Source organism: Chryseobacterium glaciei (genome assembly GCF_001648155.1).
GTDB classification, from domain to species: Bacteria; Bacteroidota; Bacteroidia; order Flavobacteriales; family Weeksellaceae; genus Chryseobacterium; species Chryseobacterium glaciei.
Genome location: NZ_CP015199.1, coordinates 3,566,358 through 3,583,367, shown reverse-complemented (window position 1 = coordinate 3,583,367; position 17,010 = coordinate 3,566,358). Strand labels below are relative to the sequence as shown.

General features: G+C 33.1%; 14 protein-coding genes. 6 read left to right on the top strand and 8 right to left on the bottom strand.

Annotation, left to right across the window (positions count from 1 at the left end; translation table 11 throughout):
* The first annotated feature begins 533 nt into the window (after window positions 1-533).
* From A0O34_RS16165 to A0O34_RS16150, 4 genes are all read left to right on the top strand, one after another.
* On the top strand, window positions 534-1,562 hold the full coding sequence (locus tag A0O34_RS16165; protein WP_066756814.1) for a methionine ABC transporter ATP-binding protein: 1,029 nt from the start codon (window positions 534-536) through the stop codon (window positions 1,560-1,562).
* The gene (metI, locus tag A0O34_RS16160; protein WP_066756811.1) at window positions 1,555-2,211 is read left to right on the top strand and encodes a methionine ABC transporter permease MetI; all 657 of its coding nucleotides are present in this window, start codon (window positions 1,555-1,557) and stop codon (window positions 2,209-2,211) included. The genes A0O34_RS16165 and metI overlap by 8 nt, the downstream gene beginning before the upstream one ends.
* A gap of 191 nt (window positions 2,212-2,402) precedes the next feature.
* Entirely contained in the window at window positions 2,403-3,212 is an 810-nt protein-coding gene (gene metQ / locus A0O34_RS16155) for a methionine ABC transporter substrate-binding lipoprotein MetQ (RefSeq protein WP_066756808.1), read from the top strand.
* A 320-nt stretch (window positions 3,213-3,532) separates the two neighbouring features.
* Entirely contained in the window at window positions 3,533-5,794 is a 2,262-nt protein-coding gene (locus A0O34_RS16150) for a glycoside hydrolase family 3 C-terminal domain-containing protein (protein WP_066756805.1), read from the top strand.
* A 52-nt stretch (window positions 5,795-5,846) separates the two neighbouring features.
* On the opposite strand, the gene A0O34_RS16145 is transcribed toward A0O34_RS16150, so the two are convergent.
* From A0O34_RS16145 to A0O34_RS16125, 5 genes are all read right to left on the bottom strand, one after another.
* On the bottom strand, window positions 5,847-6,209 hold the full coding sequence (locus tag A0O34_RS16145; RefSeq protein ID WP_066756802.1) for a hypothetical protein: 363 nt from the start codon (window positions 6,207-6,209) through the stop codon (window positions 5,847-5,849).
* A gap of 14 nt (window positions 6,210-6,223) precedes the next feature.
* On the bottom strand, window positions 6,224-7,180 hold the full coding sequence (locus A0O34_RS16140; RefSeq protein ID WP_066756800.1) for a Fic family protein: 957 nt from the start codon (window positions 7,178-7,180) through the stop codon (window positions 6,224-6,226).
* A gap of 116 nt (window positions 7,181-7,296) precedes the next feature.
* The gene (locus A0O34_RS16135; RefSeq protein WP_066756798.1) at window positions 7,297-9,459 is read right to left on the bottom strand and encodes an outer membrane beta-barrel family protein; all 2,163 of its coding nucleotides are present in this window, start codon (window positions 9,457-9,459) and stop codon (window positions 7,297-7,299) included.
* A 221-nt stretch (window positions 9,460-9,680) separates the two neighbouring features.
* Window positions 9,681-10,241 (bottom strand): DUF2652 domain-containing protein, encoded by a 561-nt coding sequence (locus A0O34_RS16130; RefSeq protein WP_066756796.1) that lies wholly within the window; start codon window positions 10,239-10,241, stop codon window positions 9,681-9,683.
* Window positions 10,242-10,322: 81 nt separating this feature from the next.
* A complete protein-coding gene (locus A0O34_RS16125; RefSeq protein WP_228394303.1) occupies window positions 10,323-11,123 on the bottom strand; it encodes a metallophosphoesterase in 801 nt (266 codons plus the stop codon).
* Window positions 11,124-11,219: 96 nt separating this feature from the next.
* Between A0O34_RS16125 and A0O34_RS16120 the strand changes: the two genes are divergently transcribed.
* Window positions 11,220-11,987 (top strand): methyltransferase domain-containing protein, encoded by a 768-nt coding sequence (locus A0O34_RS16120; protein ID WP_066756793.1) that lies wholly within the window; start codon window positions 11,220-11,222, stop codon window positions 11,985-11,987.
* Window positions 11,988-12,043: 56 nt separating this feature from the next.
* Here the strand turns inward: A0O34_RS16120 and A0O34_RS16115 are convergent, their stop codons facing one another.
* From A0O34_RS16115 to A0O34_RS16105, 3 genes are read right to left on the bottom strand one after another with little or no spacing between them, the layout of a single operon-like run.
* Complete coding sequence (locus A0O34_RS16115) at window positions 12,044-13,294, bottom strand: hypothetical protein (protein WP_066756790.1); 1,251 nt, start codon at window positions 13,292-13,294, stop codon at window positions 12,044-12,046.
* A complete protein-coding gene (locus A0O34_RS16110) occupies window positions 13,294-14,241 on the bottom strand; it encodes a hypothetical protein (RefSeq protein ID WP_066756786.1) in 948 nt (315 codons plus the stop codon). Before A0O34_RS16110 ends, A0O34_RS16115 begins: the two co-directional genes overlap by 1 nt.
* 3 nt (window positions 14,242-14,244) lie before the next feature.
* On the bottom strand, window positions 14,245-15,273 hold the full coding sequence (locus A0O34_RS16105; RefSeq protein ID WP_066756782.1) for a hypothetical protein: 1,029 nt from the start codon (window positions 15,271-15,273) through the stop codon (window positions 14,245-14,247).
* A gap of 336 nt (window positions 15,274-15,609) precedes the next feature.
* Here A0O34_RS16105 and A0O34_RS16100 point away from each other — a divergent pair, with 336 nt between their 5' ends.
* Window positions 15,610-17,010 carry a glycoside hydrolase family 28 protein gene (locus A0O34_RS16100; RefSeq protein ID WP_066756779.1) on the top strand — a complete coding sequence of 467 codons (1,401 nt, stop codon included), beginning with the start codon at window positions 15,610-15,612 and terminating at the stop codon, window positions 17,008-17,010.

The following is a 17,010-nucleotide window of genomic DNA, read 5'->3' as shown; positions in this document are numbered from 1 at the left end:
TACATTTAACTAGTTTAATAAATGATGTTTTTTGAAAATTGTGGATTTGTGAAATATAATAGCATTTTTGTCATTCTGATCGAATTGATAGCAGAGTGATGAATCTATTATATATAAAAAGAGATTCTTCCTTCGTCAGAATGACAGCTAGCTGTCCATTTTTTAATGAAATGCCTCTACAAGCCTTGAAGTAAATACAATAATCAGTAAATTATCGCATTTAAAAAAAGATTTAAAACACTTAAAATCAATTATTTAAATATTTAGTTTAAAATTAATATCAAAAAGTCTATTATTTCAGTGGACTAATAAAAATTTATGCTTTATATTTGCACCCGTATTCAAGTTTGGAAATGATAATGGAATCAAAATTCAGATATAATTCAATGAAGAAATTTAACATCAATATTATGATGCAATGCTGTATGGCTTGTTATGAGAATTTTAGTGGCTGACCTTACTTTTATATGACATATTTTTAAAGGCCTTACCACGTTGTAGGGCCTTTTTTATTTAATTAAGAATAACATAAAATGATAGAAATAAAGAACATCTCAAAAACATTTCATCAAAAAAAGCAGTCTTTTAAGGCGCTGGATGATGTAAGTCTAAATGTTGAACAAGGAGATATTGTAGGAATCATCGGTTTTTCCGGAGCAGGGAAAAGTACCCTGATACGAACAGTGAATTTACTGGAAAAACCAGATCACGGACAAATTATTATTAATGGAAATGATTTTACGAAATTAAATTCAAGACAATTAGCGAAAGAGCGAAAAAAAATCGGAATGATTTTCCAGCATTTTAATCTTCTTTCTTCAAGAACCGTTTTTGAAAATGTGGCCCTTCCTTTAGAATTGGATAACAATAATAAATCGGACATTCAAAACAAAGTAAACGAATTACTGAAAATCGTAGGATTGGAAGACAAAGCGAACGATTATCCTAAAAGTCTTTCGGGCGGACAAAAACAAAGAGTTGCTATCGCAAGAGCGCTTGCCAATGATCCGTATCTTCTACTTTGTGACGAAGCGACGAGTGCGTTGGATCCGGCAACAACTCAATCTATTTTACAGTTATTGAGAGATATTAATCAAAGGCTGGGAATTACCATTTTATTGATTACTCACGAAATGGAAGTTATCAAATCGATCTGTAACCACGTCGCAGTAATAGACAAAGGAAAACTTTTAGCAAAAGGAACTTTAAGCGAGATCATCTCTAATAAAGACAACCTGATCATCAAACAATTTTTAAACTCAGGTGTTATGACTATACCGCAAGAACTTAATAAAAAACTACAAAAAGACCCACAAGCTGGATTATTTCCACTTGTAGAAATAGAAATTGACGAACATATATCTGTTGAAAATCTTCTTTCAATAATCTATGACAAATATAAAATTCCATACAAACTTTTGAAAGCTGATGTAGAATATCTCGGAGATTCAAATTTCGGGAAATTACTATTGCAGCTTCAAGGAGAAGAGGAAGAAAACCAAAAAGCAATCTATTATTTTAATCAGAATAAAATTCAAAATACAGTAAAAGGTTATGCTTAGTGATACGGTAATTTCGCTTTTGTCGAAAGGAGTTTGGGAAACAATTTATATGACTTTTGTTTCAGGATTTTTTGGATTTATTTTAGGTCTTCCTGTCGGGATTCTTTTATTTATGACAAGAAAAGGGCAGCTTTTGGAAAATGTATATTATAACAGAATTTTATCTGTTTTGGTTAATATTTTCCGTTCCATTCCTTTCATTATTTTGATTGTTTGGATGATTCCTTTTACAAGAACTTTGGTGGGGACATCTATTGGTGTGAATGCAGCATTGGTTCCGTTAAGTATCGGTGCAGCGCCATTTATTGCAAGATTAGTGGAAAACAGTTTGCTTGAAGTTCCGGCCGGTTTAATTGAAACAGCCAGAGCTTTAGGAGCTACTCCATTTCAAATCATTAAAAAAGTTTTGCTTCCTGAGGCACTTCCTTCATTAATAAACAATGCAACCATCACTTTGATCACCTTAGTCGGATATTCTGCGATGGGTGGAGCTGTTGGTGCTGGTGGATTAGGGCAAATTGGTTATCAATATGGTTATATCGGTTATGATGCTGTTATCATGAATCTTGTATTAGGTTTATTGGTGGCTATCGTGTTTATCATTCAATTTTCGGGTGATAGATTGGCTAAAATATTTGATCACCGTTGATTTTAGTTAAACGCAAAGACGCAAAAAATGAATAATAAATATTTTTAAGGCGCAAGGATTTTATCTTCGATAAAATTGATTGTGTTATAATTGAAAATCTTAGATTTTCTTGCGCCTTAAAACCCGCGAAGATTTATAAACTCTGCGCCTTTCCGTTTAAAACAAAAAATAATTAAAGAAAATAATTTACAATGAAAAAAATAAAGATTTTAAGTTTTCTAGCAGCTGGTTTGTTATTGTTCACAGCTTGTAATTCACCAAAAAAAGAAGATCCGAATTTCATTAAAGTCGGTATCACCTCAGGTCCGGAACAGGAAATTGCCGAAGTAGCAAAGAAAGTTGCTAAAGAAAAATACAACCTTGAAGTTGAGCTCGTTTCTTTCAATGATTATGTGGTTCCCAATGAAGCTTTGAACAATGGAGATATTGATGCTAATGCTTTTCAACACGCTCCTTATTTAAATGAACAATCAAAACAAAGAGGTTATAAATTGGCTATTGTCGGAAATACTTTTCTTTATCCAATCGTGGCATATTCAAAAAAGATTAAAAATATCAACGAGCTTCAAAACGGAAGTACGATTGTTATTCCAAATGATCCTACAAATGGTGGGCGTTCATTGCTTCTTTTACAGAAAAATGGATTAGTAAAATTAAAAGAAGGCATTGGTTTATTACCTAAAGTCACTGATATTGTCGACAACCCTAAACAGCTAAAAATTGTAGAAATCGAAGCTCCACAATTGCCAAGAGTTTTGGATGATAAAGAAGTTGTAATTGCGATTATTAATAACAATTTTGCAGCTCAGGCCGGATTGGATGAAACTAAATTTGGAATTTTTAAAGAAGATAAAGATTCTCCGTATGTAAATCTTGTGGTTTCAAGAGAGGATAATAAAAACGATGAAAAAGTGAAAAATTTCCTGAAAGCTTATCAATCTGACGAAGTTGTAAAGAAAGCCGAAGAAATTTTCAAAGGCGGAGCGGTTAAAGGCTGGTAACGAAAAGATCAATTGTGAATTGTCAACCGTGAATTTTACAGCATTATGGAAAAATTGACTCATTCACACTTCACAATTGACCATTCACATTACACATATTTTATTATTATATATCGAGGCATCGTTTTGTGAAATTTATTTTCCGAAATGATGCTTTTTTTATTTCATCTTAATTTTTTCCAAAACTTACCCAGTCAAAACCTGCATATTTTTAATTAACAATTGATTATAAATAACCATTTATGCAAAAATTATATTTTCTCAATTTGAGATAATAAATATTTTCCTTAATTTTGTTACGAATCAATAAAAAGGTTTTTATGTTAAAGAAAACTGCCATCGTAAGTTTATTCACTCTTATTTCTGCTTATTCTATGGCTCAAAATACAACTCTACCCGTTTATTTGGATGAATCCAAACCAGTTGAACAACGCGTTCAGGATGCGCTTTCCAGAATGACGTTGGAAGAAAAAGTGGCGATGCTTCATGCACAGTCGAAGTTCAGTTCTCCCGGAGTTCCAAGATTGGGAATTCCTGAATTCTGGACAACAGACGGTCCACACGGTGTACGCCCGGAAGTAATGTGGGACGAATGGAACCAAGCCGGCTGGACGAACGACTCCATAATCGCGTACCCTGCTCTGACCGCTCTTTCCGCTACATGGAATAAAAAAATGTCATGGAATTACGGCAAAGCTCTTGGTGAAGAAGCCCGTTACAGAAAGAAAGATATTCTTTTGGGACCTGGAGTCAATATTTACAGAACACCCTTGAACGGAAGAAATTTCGAGTACATGGGTGAAGATCCTTATTTAACCTCAAAAATGGTAGTCCCTTACATAAAAGGTGTTCAGTCAAACGGTGTGGCGACTTCTGTGAAGCATTATGCTCTTAATAATCAGGAAATGTTTCGTCATACAAGTAATGTGAAAATTGATGACAGAACGTTGTATGAAATTTATCTTCCGCCTTTCAAAGCTGCAGTTACAGAAGGAGATTCTTGGACGATTATGGGTGCTTACGACATGTATAAAGGTCAATATGCAAGTCAGAATCAATATCTTTTAAATGATATTTTAAAAGGAGAATGGAAATATAAAGGCGTTGTAGTTTCCGATTGGGGAGCTGTCAATAATACTGAACAGGCCATCCATAACGGATTGGATCTTGAATTCGGAAGCTGGACGAACGGACTTTCTGCAGGAACAAAAAATGCGTACGATAATTACTATTTAGCAAAACCCTATTTAGATCTAATTAAATCAGGAAAAGTAGGCACAAAAGAACTTGACGATAAAGTAACAAGACTATTAAATCTTGCCTACAAAACGACAATGAACCGAAATAAACCTTTCGGAAATGTCGCTTCTGAGGAACATAAAGCTGTTGCTAAAGAAATTGGTGAAGAAGGAATTGTTTTGTTGAAGAACCAAGGAAACGTTCTTCCAATCGATATTAATAAAGCTAAAAAAATTGCCGTTATTGGTGAAAATGCTATTAAAATCATGACTGTTGGAGGAGGTTCATCTTCATTAAAAGTGAAATATGAAACGCTACCTTTAGACGGAATTAAAGCAAGATTCGGGAAACAATCCGATGTGCAATATGCAAGAGGATATGTTGGAGATATTGGTGGAGAATATAACGGCGTAAAATCCGGACAGGATTTAAAAGACACTCGTTCTGAAGCCGAATTATTAAATGAAGCTGTAGAATTGGCAAAAAAATCGGATTACGTAATCTTCGTTGGCGGATTAAATAAAGCCGACTTCCAGGACAGTGAAGGAAACGACAGAAAAAGTTACGGATTACCATACAATCAGGATAATGTGATCTCAGCTTTGGCAAAAGCGAATAAAAATTTTGCTGTAGTTCTGGTTTCAGGAAATGCAGTTGCCATGCCTTGGGTAAAGGAAGTCCCGACAATTATTCAGTCTTGGTATTTGGGTTCTGAAGCTGGTAATTCTATTGCTTCTGTGTTGGCAGGTGATGCCAATCCATCAGGAAAATTGCCGTTTTCTTTCCCTGTAAAGTTGGAAGATAATTCTGCTCATACACTAGGAGAATATCCTGGAAATAAGGAAGAATTGGCTGCCGGAAAAGGAAAAGATCAGAAAAACCCAATCAATATTACTTATAATGAAGGTATTTTTGTTGGCTACCGTTGGCATGACACGAAAAAAATCAAGCCTTTATTCAGTTTTGGTCATGGTTTGAGTTATACAACTTTCGAATTTGGAAAAGCTAAAGCTGATAAAACAACGATTTCCCAAGAAGACAAAATTACGTTCACGGTTTCTGTTAAAAACACAGGAAAAAAAGCAGGTGCTGAGGTTGCTCAATTGTATATTTCTGATTTGAAATCTTCTGTTGAAAGACCAACAAAAGAATTAAAAGGTTTTGAAAAAGTGTTTTTAAACCCAGGAGAAGAAAAAGAAGTCACTTTTACCATTGATAAAACAGCATTAAGTTTCTTTGATGCTCAAAAGCATGATTGGGTTGCAGAGCCCGGAGATTTTGAAGCGTTGATCGGAAATTCTTCGGATGCGATTAAGACGAAAGTGAAGTTTACGTTAAAGTAAATTTTCTACAACATAAAATAAAATGCCTGAATTTGATTCGGGCATTTTTTGTTTAAAGACTTCCTTCAGATTTAGAAAAAGTATACCTAAAAATCTTTCCATTTGATTTTTTTAGTATTAAAGTATCATTGAAAGGTTTTTTAATAATACTATCTCCCTTGTCAGCTGTAAATCCAAAAATACTATTATGATTCAAATCACTCGTTTTAGGAAAAAATGCGACTGTATCATTAGCTAATATCAATTCAACATCTCTCCTATTTTTAGATAAGTCAACAATTATACTCTTTAAATTACTTTTATTAAAATCATTAAATCGATCCGAATATATTTTGTTCATCCGATTTCCCATAAAATGATCAACTATAAAAAATACAATAATTACTATTCCTCCAAAAATTATTTTCTTAATCATATCCTCAATTTCAACTAAATAAACCGATATTCTGTTAATCTTTGTTCACCAGATTTTACCAATACATTCTCATCAACACCCCATTTTAAATCTCTACTCGCCGTTGGCGCAGAAATATTTTTAAAATTCTGCAAATAATCTTTTCTGCTGAATTTTTCACTTCCTATCTTTTCTTTAAATAAGAATATTCTGTCTTTTGTACTTAGATTAATGTTTTGAGACTGTAAAAGCTGATTCAAAGACTCAAATATTATCGCCAACATAAATTCAATAAAAGGAGTTGATTGTCCTAGTTTATCAGATTCTGAAAGCTTGTTATAATATTTTTGTTGATTTTCTTTGATGAGACTTTCAACAGGTAAATATTCAAAAACAGGATATTGCTGCATCAAAATTAAGGTTTGCCACAGCCTTCCCATTCTGCCATTTCCATCAACAAAAGGATGTATAAATTCAAATTCATAATGAAAAACACAGCTTTTAATTAAAATTAAATCCTTATCATTTTTTAAATAAGAAAAAAGATCGTTCATCAATCCTTTCACCATTGTACCACCAGGCGCAAGATGTTCAACCTTTGAACCTTTAACAATTCCTACATTAGTCGTTCTGAATTTTCCAGCATTCTTAATTAAATCTTTCATTAAAATGGAATGAGCAAATTCCAGATCTTTAATTTTATTGGAATTAAAACGTTTCAGATCATGGTAAACTTCAATAGCATTCTGAACTTCAAGAATATCTTTAACCGGAGCAATGATTCTTTTGTTGTCTAATAAAGCAGTTATTTGTTCTTCCGTTAATGTATTTCCTTCAATCTCCAATGAAGACTGAATTGTTTTGATACGATTTTTCTTCCGAAGTTCTGTGGTCGGTTTGTAAAGGTGATTAGCATTAATCTCCCCTATTTTCTCGGAAATAGAAGTAACCAATTTTAAAATTTTATCTGTAATTATATAAGGTAGTTTCAAAATATGATAGTATCATTTGATACTATCAAAGATATTAAATTTTAAATCTAAACCAAAAAAAGTGACCGAATTACTTCTGCCACTTTTAAATTGAAAATATTTTAAACTAAAAAGAATTACTTTCCGCCACCGCCGTTTTTCTCGACATCGGTTTTGGTATTATCTTTTACTTTTTGGTTTCCGAAACGTTTTACGAAGGTAAGAGAAACGCCGTACCAGTCAGATTGTGAGGAGTTTTTGAAAGTTCCTGCCGTGCTGAAAGTCGTAGAATCAAAATTAGGTCTCTGGAAAATATTCATCAGCTGTACACTGGCTTCCATCTGTGTTTTCGGAAAAATTTTCGTCACAGAAATATTGTGGAAAACATTTGTTCTGTTGGCCAAAGAATTCCCATTATTCTGATTAGCAAGTTCAACCCACGCACTCAGATTAATGTTTTTATTAAAAAGATTGGTGTATGACAGATTGGTAGATCCACCCCAATAGCTGATATAACTTTTAGGGCCTGAACCATCTTCTTTGATAAGTCCATTCTTTGTATTAAAATCACTGTTATCAATATAATACCATCCGAAACCTACATTTACGCTCAGTTTATTTTTAAGAAAAGTTTGGTTGGTGCTTGCAAAAAGATAGTATTTTTCTACTTTTCCGGGGAAATTTCCAGGGTATGAAACTGTTTTATTATTTTCTTCATCATAAGTTGTCCAGTAATCCTGTTTTGTAAACATATACCTTGCAGAAAGGAAATATTTCTTAAAAACACCTAGTTTCATGACCACTCTGTCACTTGGATTGGGTTCCAGATCCATGTTTCCTCGTGTGTAAATCCCATCATTATTGGGAACAAGGAACGGATTAAATTCTGCATACCAAGGACGCCAAATGTTACGGTTATAGGTTACACTCAGATCATATTTATCAGAGAAAGAATATTTTAACAATAAATTAGGCAAAAAAGTTCCATAAGAATCTTTTCTATAAGTTCCGGCAACGTCTTCACGCACTTTAAAATCGATATGTTCATAACGAAGTCCGATTCTTGTTTCTAACTTTTTAAAGAAAGTTTTACTATAATTTACGTAAAGGGAATTAATATTATCACTATAACGGAAAATATCATTCGTACGAAGATCGCTGTCAAGATGATTTCCATAAAGGCTATTTGGGATAACGTTATTATTAAAATCCATTTTTCCACCTACTTCAAATGTAGCTCCTGATTTCCCTAAAGGTTGGGTGTAGTCTACTTTCAGATAGTAATTTCGCATTTCATTATCAGAATTAATTCCTAATTCATTCGCTATAGGATTCGTACTGATATCTTTTACAAAAAAGCTGTTATCTTCCTGGGAATTGTAATTAGTTCCGACATTAATATCTAAAATTTTATTCTTCTCTTTGTCGTAATATTTATAAAAAAGATTGGTTCCCACCGTTCGGTTAAGCCCGTTTGAACTCTGATTCTGAATGTAAGAATCTTGAAGACCATCCTTATTAAAATTCATTCCGCTTGCATCAGAAGTAGAAGATGTTTTGCTTTGATAATATTCAAGAATAAGTCCGATATTGTTTTTATCATTCAGTTCAAATTCGGAAGTTGACGAAAGAGACGGACTTCTGTTTTTATAGATGCTTTCACTCTCTATCTGGGTAATTTTATTGTTTTCATACAATGTGTTGAAGATAGAGTTTTGCTGAACATACGTATTATCACTATAGCTTCCAATTACCGTTTGGGTGAATTTTTTCTTATGATAATTAAGATTTAGATTGGTGTATTGTGAGTTCTTTCTATTTTGTCTGTTATTGAAGGTGGCGCTTCCTTTTAATCCTTCATCATCACGCTTTTTTAAAACAATATTGATGACAGATCCAGCGCTTTCATAACGTGAAGACGGACTTGTAATGACTTCGATTTTTAAAAGGTTATCTGCGGGAATAGTAGCAAGATATTCCTTTAATTCTTTGCCTTTAAAAACAGATTTTCTATCGTTGATATAAACTGTTACGGACTCTCCTTCCGCTTTTATTGCATCATTATTGTCGATGCTTACCAAAGGTGTCATTCTAAGCACATCCCAGGTTGTATTTCCTGCAACGATCGAGCTGTTGGCAACATTAAAAACCGTTCTGTCAACCTTAGATTCTACGGTGGGTTTTCTGGCAGTTATAACAACAGCTTCTATATCTTTTCCTTTAATAGTATCTTTTTTTTCTGCCTGAGCAAAAGCTAAGGAACCTATTAATAAAGCGATTGGAGCTAATAATATTTTCATGTAAAAATTGAGTTTCATGTATAAGACACTTATCACTGAAGTTATGTTACACCAAAGAGTGAAAAAATTTCACACTTATTGAAATTCACTTTTACGTTATAAAAGCACAAAGATTAGTTCTTGTAAAATATTCATAAAGAATAGATAAAATTAACATCTTTAAAACAAAAAACGCCCAAATTTATTCGAACGTCTGTAATAAGAAATTTGTAAAGAAAAATTTAAATATGCTGTTTTATTTTTTCAAAATATTGAATTACACCAACCTCCGGTAAATATAACTGACCATTAGAACCATTCTCAAAATCATTGCTTTTATCAAGAAAAGAATGGCTAAATAAAGCATAAGAAGGCTGTTCTGCAAAATCATTTTTAAGCAATTGATGGGCTTCTACAACCGTCGGCCCATACAATTTTTTAAAATTACCAATATTGTACTGAGAAAATTTACCGTAATGAACAATGAATTTTAATGACAAATCAATAGAAGTATTCAAAATCTCACTTAATTCCTCAACCTTTCTGTTAAAAGCATTCCTCATTTTCTTAAGCAATTTTGAAACAGTTTGAAACGATGGTTTTGAATCATATTTATAAAATAAAATCGCATCACCCTCAATTTCTGAAATATCAAAATGCTGATCATTCACTTCCAACAAAGTGGAAAGTAGCTCTCTTACAATATATTGACCTGTATACAATTTCGTATTGAATACAAATTCTGTAAACCCATTGAAGTCCGGAATGAGTATGATTCCCTCGTGTATATTTGTATTTTTCATGATGATAATTTTTAAAAACCTGCTTCATCGTAATAGACGCAACAGATTTTATTTTACTTTATTATCATCTTAAAATTTTAATTAAATCTCAATCATCAATTCTTTATCGTAACCATTGTATTTTTCATCGATATAACCATGAGGGTTACAGATGATTTCAGTTTCTCCAATTTTATATCTGCAAGGTGTGTGAATATGCCCGTGAATCCAATACAACGGTTGATGTTCTACAATAAAATCTTCAAGGTTGGAAGCATATGCTGAGGTTATCGGATCTTCTTTATACTGCTCAGGAACAGACTGAATACTTGGCGCATGATGTGTAACCACAATATTTTTCAACCCCTTTGAATTCTCAAGGCTTTCCTGTAACCATAATTTTGAAAACTGATGAATTTTAAAAGTATCAATCGTTCTTAATTTTGAATAAGAAGGATCGCGTGTTATCTTTTTATAATCGTTCATTTTGGGCTGACAGATCATTCCGTAATACATTGGATTTCCGAATATTGAAAAATCTGTCCACAATGTTGCCCCGTGAAAACGAATTCCATCAATATCTATAAAAGAATCTTCAAGCACAAAAACATTGGAATCCTGAGCGGCTGCCTTTATTTTATTCAGTGTTTTTGGATAAGAACCTTTATAATATTCATGATTTCCCAATACGTAAATTACAGGTTTATTGGGAATTTTTGTTTTGATCCATTCAATTCCTTTTGTTCCCAAATTTACATCGCCAGCGAGTATCACCAAATCAGCATTATCAAAAGATAGATCGGTGAATCCAAATTCCTGGTGTAAGTCGCTGATGATTTGTATTTTCATTTTGCTAAAATAAGAAAGAATCATAATTCTTGCTTCATTTATGTTCCAGATCATTCGAATTCAAAAATTAATTTAAGTCTTTTTTAATATTTAAAATTCTTCAATTCATCCCAAAATCATTAAATTGAATCCACCTAAAATCTACAAATTATGCCTTGGAATCCTGACATTTATAATCAATTTAAAAATATACGTTTCAAACCATTTTTTGATCTTGCAGATCTTATTAAAGATGAAAAACAAATGAAAGCAATTGATCTGGGTTGCGGAACAGGTGAACAAACCGCCATTCTTACAGAGAAATTTCCAAACGCAACATTCGTTGGAATTGATTCTTCAAGTGAAATGTTGGAAAAATCTAAAACGCTTGAAAACGACCGGCTTCATTTCCAAAAAGCAACGACCGAAGAAATTTTGAACCGTGATGAAAATTGGGATCTTATTTTCAGTAATGCTGCTTTGCAATGGTCTGACGATCATCAAACTTTGTTTCCAAAATTGATCTCGAAATTGAAAACTGATAGTCAGTTAGCTATCCAAATGCCTTATCAGCCAGGAAATATTCTTAATCAAATTTTGTTTGAAATGGCTGATGAAGAACCTTTTAAATCACAATTAAACAATTGGAATCGCCCTTCTGCAGTTCTCACGATCGATGAATATGCCCAGATTTTATTTGATAATGGAATTGAAGATCTGAATCTGTCTCAAAAAGTCTATCCAATTATCGCGGAAGATCATGAGTCTTTATTTAATTTTATTTCAGGATCGGCTTTGATACCTTATTTGGAGAAATTGGATGAAGAGCAACAAAAAATTTTCACAACAAAATTTAAAGAAAGAATTGCGAAAAATTTTCCGAAACTTCCGGCTATTTATTCTTTTAAAAGAGTTTTGATGTATGGGAGAAAAAAGTAATATTAAAATCGGCTTGAATTAAGACTTCAAGCCGATGTAATTTATTTAAGACATTATCAATTTGTAATTCTTAAAAATTGAAAGTCAAAGTCTTTTGCACTATAGTAAAATACAAAATAACAGACGTAAGATGCAATCAATATCAACAATAATATAAATGCAGCTATTTTGTAAACATCCAATTTGGACTCTTTACTTCTACTATTTCGGTCGTTTCTGCTGAAATCTGAAAAATCATTTCCATATTTTAGATTTGAATTTGATACACTTGGGAATCTGCTTCCGGAAGTCGAAATTGAGTGTAAAGAATCTATATTCTTATTTTGATTGATCTTGCCTGAAAAGTTTCTTTTATTTTCCTGATAAGTCTTCTTTGCAGACTCTAAATTTCCATCAGATTTTAATTGATTAATAACATTTTCAATTTTTCTTGAAAATTCAGCGTATTCATCTTCTATAATTTTTATTCCACCCTCAGAATCTTTGATCTTTTTCTCGTTTTCCTGATGACAAACTTTATTTTGATCAATCTGTTTATTAAGATCATCAATTATTTTTCTGCGGTCTTCTGTTAATTTTTCTTTTTCCCTTTCAAACTCCTGAATTAAGCTTTGAACAAGACGCAATCTTTCTTCCCGAAGACTCTCTATTTCTCTGGTAAAACCATTCGCATCTACGATCTTGAAAATACCTTTTTGCCTTACAAATTCAGCAATTTCATGGCTTTCAGTGAAATAAATGGTATCATAAACGTTAAGAAGATCAATAGATTTACTAAAAAGTTTCTGCAGTTGATCGGGACTTGTTTCGTTATAAACAACAAGATATTTATGGGTACTCTGGACAAAATTAAGGTCATCAACATCCTTTAGATTAAATCCAATTTTATCAAAATCATTAGGTTTAATAACTGAAAATTTATTTGAATGATTTGTTGTAATAACGCCTTCTGAAACATTATTATCTTCCAAACTGTCGTGAAACTCATTCAACACATTTATAACAAGACTTTCAGAGCCTATTTTATCCACAAACAATAGACTCGAGCCAATAAAAGTACCGCCTCTGTGCGAGTTTTGCTCTTTGGCGAATGTGTAAACAGAATAAGAAATCAGGTTACGTCCCGCCGCATAATCTTTACGTATTGAATAAATTCTGCTTTTCGGGAAGAGCATGATAGCATCTGTTTTCAAATCAAATGTTCTGATGTCTTTTACAATTGCGGTATTTCCGCCCAGAAAAAAAGACTGCCTGAAGCCGTTCGGATTTCCAAAAGTTCCGAATGCAGAGAAAAAATAGCTGCTCATTAATTCGTAAAACTAAATTTTAAACGTTCCCAAAATGTTCCTTCATAATCTAAATCGTAACCGACAATGCTTCTGTAAAGCCATTTTGCCAGCACCTCAGCGGTAGAAAGATTCAGTAAGTTGATTCTTTCTTCTCCGGTTGAATTTTGCACACTTCCGACTGTGTAATAAGTTTTGCTTAAACCATAAGTATTAATTCGCTGTGAAGTCATCGGCAGACGTTCCAATATAAAATTATCAAGCTCCTCACCGCTTTCTACGTCCATTCTTCCGGATTTGTCCCATTTAGAAATAACAAGAACGGCATTTACCGATTTTAAATTTTTGCCTTTTCGTTCCAGTTCATCCAGAAATTCATTAATTAAACTGTCATCTTTATAAGCAGATTCGTAGCTCGTCACAATGATAAAAGTAAGTGGAATGTTGGCATTTAAAAACGTTTCAATACTGCTGTGATAGCTTCCGCCACGCTTAATGTCGTTGTGATTTTCGCCTGAAGTTTCTAAAAAAGTCAAGTCGATCGGAACCACTTTTTTAGACTTATTATTCGGTTCAAAAACCAGATCCATGCGTGTTACCTGATCTTTTGTTGTTCTATTGGGTAAAATTCCCTGTCTTAAATTTTCAAAAAAATCAGATAAAAGAACATTGGCTTCTTTTGTATTGGGTGTGCCTAATTTAGGTCTCAAAACTCCCGCGTACGACCTCAAATAGTACAACATTGAAGAAAGTATGACCGATTTTCCAGATTCTGCCGTTCCAAAGAAGAATACAAAATTGCTCTCTTTATTTTTTATGTCATTGGAAATCGTTTTCGCAATCGGAACATAATCGTCATGAGTATCTTTATTAAAATCAAATGAAAGAGGTTTTAAAGTTTCCTCTATTTCAATTTCATTATCGTTCTCAAACAACAATGGTTTTAGTTTTTCATTACTGCTTTCCATAGCTTAGTTATTAGGAATTAAAGTATTCCCTTTTCTTTTATTATTAAATACACTGCCACCGTTATTTCTCCCGTTATTATTAGGATCTGTTACCAATAAAATGATAATTACGATCACAAAATCCAACAAAATACATCCCGCCAAAACAACAAACTGGTACATTCCAAAGTTTTTGATGGCATGTTCAAAAGCAAAACCTATTTTCCCGACTTGCTGAGTTTGTGAGACAACAGGTTCGAAATGAATTTTCTCGTTTCCTAAAACTGTTTGCGCACGGCTTCCTAATTTATTATATTCAGAAAGAGATTCATCAATTAAACCTTGCGACATATCATCTTTTTCTTTTTTAGACAAAAGCAGTAAATCCTGAATATTTTTATTCCATTTTAAGGTTGCATTATTCACATCGGTTTTCAATGCTCTTTCTTCGGGAGATAAATCTGATATCATATTATCCACCTGTCTTCCCATTCTTTCTGAAAGATCTTCGTAATCGGTTCCAACCGGAGTCAGTAAATCGACTTTCTGACCTGTCAGTTTTTCAACATCTCTGATCAATGACTGGGCACGGGTTCCGATTCCCTTATTTCCGGGATCTTTGATCTGCTCCATCAACTGTTTCTTCTTGATCTCGATATTTTGAGTGGTTATTTTATTGTATTTGTAACTTAATTTCGACTCTATATCATTTTCAAGATTTGTGAAATTTTTATTGATTTCGCGAAGTTCATCCGTATAAATATCCGTTCTCATAAATCTCGTATACAACGCATTGAAGTTGGCGATAAAACAAAAAGAGGCAATAAAAATGTAGATTCCCACAAGGCTTCCCGTCGGCTTCCCTTCCAATTTTGCATTTCGGAGCATCCAACACAGAAAAAGAAGTAACAGCGATAAAACCAATGCGATGACGAACGATGCTGGCCCGAAGATCTGCTGTAGTCCAAGCCAAGTCTGGTAAAAACTTACGCTAATAAGTAATACTGCGAGAACGCCCAAAAAAAGGTCTGCAGGAGTAATTTTTTTATTCATAATAATTGAGTTATTGTTTTCGTTTTTATAATGTTCAAAACTATAAACAACCTCAAAAAAAAAATTACGGGAAGCCGTAATCTTAGATTTTTTCTAAAATTTATTCATTGACTAATTATCAGTTTTCTGATGCAATGATAACAATTTCTTTCAAATTCAGTTTTACGGAAACACGCAATTCGTGCAGATTTTAACAGTAATTTTATCTTTTTTAAATAAAATTTTATAATACCGACAGTGCAGGATAATTATTATTCATAATTATTTTAGATTGCGATTAATAAAGAAAATTATTTGAAGATAATAGCTTTAAAAACTAAACAACTTTCTCCCATTATGAAAAAATATACTTTATTCTTTCTTTTACTTTTACTATCGATTCCGTTTTCGGCTCAATATAAACCTTGGACTTCAGCACAACAGCCTTTAAAAGAAATTGATGCCTTAAAAAAACAAATTATAAAGCCAAATTTCAGAAAACAAGACTATCTTATTACTGATTTTGGTGCCATTGGTGACGGAAAGACAAAAAATACAGAAGCATTTAAGAAAGCTATTGAAAAATGTAATTCAGAAGGCGGAGGAAGAGTTGTAGTTCCAAAAGGAATTTTCCTGACGGGTGCTATTTATTTAAAAAGTAATGTTAATCTGCATGTGAGTGAAGGTGCTACGATTTTGTTTAGCCAAGACAGTAACGATTATCCTATAGTTTTCACCAGATGGGAAGGAATGGAATGTATGAATTATTCTTCCCTAATTTACGCTTACGAAGAAGAAAATATCGCCATCACCGGAAAAGGAACATTAGACGGAAATTCGGACAACGACCATTGGTGGTTTTGGTGTGGTGCCAAACAATATGGCTACAACGAATCCCGTCCGGGAAGACAAAATCCAGCACGTGCAAAACTTCACGAATATATGGCTCAAAAGAAAGATCCTAGAGAAAGAATTTTTGGAGATGGACATTATCTGAGACCCAATTTTGTTCAGCCTTATAAAAGTAAAAATTTCTACATGGCAGATGTTTTAGTTAAAAACTCTCCAATGTGGAATCTGAACCCTGTGCTTTGCGAAAATGTTTTAATTGAAAGAGTAAAAATAATAAGTCATGGCCCTAATAATGACGGTTTTGATCCTGAAGCCTGTAAAAATGTCTGGATTAAAGATTCTTATTTCGATACCGGAGATGATTGTATTGCCATAAAATCAGGAAGAGACGAAGATGGAAGAGGTATCGGAAAACCAGCAGAAAATCACATCATCGAAAACTGTGAAATGAAAGACGGGCATGGTGGCGTTGTCATCGGGAGCGAAATTGCAGGCGGAGCAAAAAACATTTACGCCATAGGAAATGTGATGGACAGTAAAAATCTTGACAGAGCTTTAAGAATTAAAACCAGCTCAAGCCGTGGTGGAATCATTGAAAACGTATTTTTCTACAACACAAAAGTTGGCGCCTATAAAGAAGCAGCGGTGCGTTTCAATATGCATTATGAAAAACCCGGTAATTTTATTCCGACTATCAGAAATATTTGGGTAGAAAACTTACAGGTGAAGAAAGGCGGAAAATATGCTGTTCTTTCTGATGCTTACGAATCTTCACCGATAACAGATTTCACGATGATCAATGCCAAAATTAATGGCGTTGAGATTCCGTATAAAGTGGATTTCTTGAAAAATGTGACACTGAAAAATGTAACCGTTAACGGAAAACCTTTAACCAATTTTAAATAA

Coding starts and splice junctions, on each gene's coding strand:
- metQ (WP_066756808.1), top strand. CDS start 2,403: ATGAAAAAAATAAAGATTTTAAGTTTTCTAGCAGCTGGTTTGTTATTG.
- A0O34_RS16165 (WP_066756814.1), top strand. CDS start 534: ATGATAGAAATAAAGAACATCTCAAAAACATTTCATCAAAAAAAGCAG.
- A0O34_RS16120 (WP_066756793.1), top strand. CDS start 11,220: ATGCCTTGGAATCCTGACATTTATAATCAATTTAAAAATATACGTTTC.
- A0O34_RS16100 (WP_066756779.1), top strand. CDS start 15,610: ATGAAAAAATATACTTTATTCTTTCTTTTACTTTTACTATCGATTCCG.
- A0O34_RS16135 (WP_066756798.1), bottom strand. CDS start 9,459: ATGAAAATATTATTAGCTCCAATCGCTTTATTAATAGGTTCCTTAGCT.
- A0O34_RS16145 (WP_066756802.1), bottom strand. CDS start 6,209: ATGATTAAGAAAATAATTTTTGGAGGAATAGTAATTATTGTATTTTTT.
- metI (WP_066756811.1), top strand. CDS start 1,555: ATGCTTAGTGATACGGTAATTTCGCTTTTGTCGAAAGGAGTTTGGGAA.
- A0O34_RS16130 (WP_066756796.1), bottom strand. CDS start 10,241: ATGAAAAATACAAATATACACGAGGGAATCATACTCATTCCGGACTTC.
- A0O34_RS16115 (WP_066756790.1), bottom strand. CDS start 13,294: ATGAGCAGCTATTTTTTCTCTGCATTCGGAACTTTTGGAAATCCGAAC.
- A0O34_RS16150 (WP_066756805.1), top strand. CDS start 3,533: ATGTTAAAGAAAACTGCCATCGTAAGTTTATTCACTCTTATTTCTGCT.
- A0O34_RS16105 (WP_066756782.1), bottom strand. CDS start 15,273: ATGAATAAAAAAATTACTCCTGCAGACCTTTTTTTGGGCGTTCTCGCA.
- A0O34_RS16125 (WP_228394303.1), bottom strand. CDS start 11,123: ATGATCTGGAACATAAATGAAGCAAGAATTATGATTCTTTCTTATTTT.
- A0O34_RS16110 (WP_066756786.1), bottom strand. CDS start 14,241: ATGGAAAGCAGTAATGAAAAACTAAAACCATTGTTGTTTGAGAACGAT.